The organism is Klenkia sp. PcliD-1-E, assembly GCF_024124375.1.
Lineage (GTDB): Bacteria > Actinomycetota > Actinomycetes > Mycobacteriales > Geodermatophilaceae > Klenkia.
Window position 1 is genome coordinate 1 of record NZ_JAMXRZ010000218.1, and the last position, 2,924, is coordinate 2,924.

Sequence of the window (2,924 nt, forward strand, 5' to 3'; positions counted from 1 at the left end):
GCGCGAGTGCCCGGTTGCCGGTGATCCCCGGCACCCCGGCCCGCGGACGAGCCGCCGGTCGGGCGACCGGACGACGCCGCCGACGACCGGCCCGGGCGGCGGTCGGCGCCACGGGACGGCGGGCGGGTGCCGCAGTCCCGGCAGGTGGTGAACCAGGGCGCGATGCCCACCCCGCAGGAGACGCACCGCGACGCCGAGGACAGCCCGATCGCGTCGGGCAGCAGCTCGGTGATCCGGGCGGCGCAGCGCTCCTCCACCCGGGCGGCGTCCTCGGCCACCAGACCGGCCACGCCGGGGAAGGAGCGCAGCAGCGTCTGCGCCTCCCGGGCCTGCGCCGCGACCAGCTCGTACTCCTGCACCGTGGTGCCCCGCGGCACCGGCGGCAGCACCAGCTCGCGCGGCACGTCCAGCCCGGCGCGGTGCCGCAGCGCCGCCCGGGACAGCGCCAGCCAGCGCACCTTGCGCGGCGGGTCGTGGTCGATGGCCAGGTTGACCAGCCGCCACACGGTGAACAGGTCGGCCGACAGGGGCCCCCGCAGCATCGGCAGCAGCGCGTGCACCCGCAGCACCAGGCCGCTGACGTCGTCCGGGGTCATGGCCTGCGCCCGGGTGGCCGAGCGGGCCCACACCGACCAGCGCTGGAGCGCCTCGGGCAGGTCGACCGGCTCGAAGGCGCCGAGGTCGTCGAGCTCGGGCCGCAGCCGCGGCAGCCGGTTGGGCAGGTCGCTCGTCGCGTCGCCGCGGGCGACCGAGGCGCCGGCGGCCACCAGCGACGGGACCGGCCGCAGCCCCGGCACCCCGCCCAGGACGCCGACCGACCCGTGCCCGGTCAGCCCGTACCGGCCGGCCCGGCCGGCGATCTGCGCGGCCTCCCAGGTGCGCAGCGGGCGCAGCTCGGTGCCGTCGAACTTCTGCGTCTCGGCGAACAGCACCGTGCTGGCCGGGACGTTGATGCCGTGGCCGATGACGTCGGTGGTGACCAGCACCTCGAGCTCGCCACGGGTGAACCGGGCGATGACGTCGCGGCGGGTGGCCGGCGGCAGCGCGCCGTAGAGGACGCCGACCTTGCCGGTGCGGTGCCGGTCCAGCTGCGCGGCGACCGCGTAGACGGTCTTCCTGGAGAACGCGACGACCAGCGTCTGCGGGCGCACCTGCTGCGGCTTGACCGGGGCGGGCAGCACGTCCAGCCGGGAGAGCCGCCGGTGGTCCACCACCTCGGTCTCGACCGCGTCGGCGACCAGCGGCCGGAGCAGCAGCAGTGCCTCGGCAGCGGAGATCAGGTGCATCTCGCGGTACTCGCCGGTCAGCAGCAGGCGGGCCCAGTGGTGGCCGCGGTCGGGGTCGGCGACCCAGTGCGACTCGTCGAGCACCAGCAGCTCACCGGCCGGCGGGGCCTTCTCCACGGTGCAGCACACGATCGGCGCGCCGGGGTCGATCTCCTCCTCGCCGGTGGACAGGCCCACGGTCCCCGCGGGCAGGACGGCGGAGAGCTTGGCGTAGGCCTCGTGCGCCAGCTGGCGCAGGGGCGCGGCGTAGACGCCGGAGCCGACCTCGGCCAGGGCCTGCAGCGACTCGTAGGTCTTGCCGGAGTTGGTCGGCCCCAGGTGGAACACCACCCGCTGCGGCGGGGTGGCGCGCACGGGTAGCTCCGGCTCGGCGCCGTCCACCCAGGTCTGCTGGGCGCGCTGCTCCTCGCGGCTGGTCGGGGCGCCAGGGGTGCGCACCCGGCGGCGGGCGGTGGGGGAGGGGGACGACACGGTGTCCTTCGGGTCGGGGATCACTGCGCGGTGCAACACCGCGGACCCGCCCCATCCTTCCGGGTGAGCACCCCCGGCCACGGGAGGAGACGGGCACCGGCCGGGCCGATGACCAGGACGTGCCCCGTCCCCGACCGCTGCGCGCGGACCGCCAGGCCCCCGCCTGGTTGCGTCCCCGGCTGCCCGGGGTCGGTCCGCGGATCGCCGCCGTCCTGCTGGGGACGGGCACCGTGCTGCTGCTCGGGATGATGCTGGCGCTGCCCCACCTCGGGGTGCCCGCCCCCGCCTTCGGGTGGGTCGTGCTCGCGCTGTTCGTGCTCACCGGCGCGCTGTGCGTGCTCGCCCCGCGCGGCAGCGCCGCCCGCGACCTGTCCGTGCCGCTGGCCGCACTGGTCGCCGTCCTGGCCTGCTCCTCGATGTGGGGTCTGCTGCTCGGCGAGCTGAACGCCGGGGTCTCCCTCATGGGCGTCCCGGTGGTCTTCGCGGTCAGCCAGCTGCGCCGGGGGGCCGCCCTCGCCGTCACCGGCCTCAGCTGCGCCGCCTCGGTCACCGTGCTCGCGGTGGCCGGTCCGTGGACCGGGGTCCGCGCGCTGGACGCCGGGCTGGCCTGCGCCTCGCTGCTGATGCTGGCGGCAGCGATGACGCACCAGGTCGACGCCTCCGGGCGGCTGGTCGCCGAGCTGGAGCGGGTGGCGACCGTGGACGGGCTCACCGGCCTGGTCACCCGGCGGGTCCTCGAGGACACCATGGCCGACTCGCTCACCCGCTACCCCCGCACCGGCACCGCCCTGGTGCTGGTCGACCTCGACCACTTCAAGTCCGTCAACGACAAGTGGGGGCACCCGGTCGGCGACGCGGCGCTGCGGCACGTCGGTGCGGTGCTCACCGCCGCGGTGCGCAGCACCGACGCCGTGGTGGGCCGGCTCGGCGGGGACGAGCTGGCGGTGCTGCTGCCCGGCTGCCCGGTGGGCGTCGCCGGTGCCCGCGCCGCCGACCTGGTCGCCGCCGTCCGGGCCGCGCCCCTGGTGCTGCCCGACGGCACCGAGCTGCGGCTGACCGTCAGCGTCGGCGTGGCGCACGCCCCCGAGCACGCCCGCGACGTCCGCACCCTGTACTCGGCGGCGGACTCCGCGCTCTACGTGGTCAAGCGGGCCGGGCGGGACGGGT

2 protein-coding genes are annotated in these 2,924 nt (G+C 77.0%); one reads left to right on the plus strand and one right to left on the minus strand.

The annotated features are described in order from the left end of the window. Positions 1-1,757, minus strand: a 1,757-nt coding sequence (locus NH342_RS22565) for a helicase-related protein (protein WP_253018551.1), incomplete at its 3' end; no start/stop codon positions are given. 119 nt (positions 1,758-1,876) lie between these two features. On the opposite strand from NH342_RS22565, the gene NH342_RS24425 reads away from it, so the two are divergent. After that, on the plus strand, positions 1,877-2,924 hold a 1,048-nt coding region (locus NH342_RS24425; protein WP_253018553.1), incomplete at its 3' end, for a diguanylate cyclase.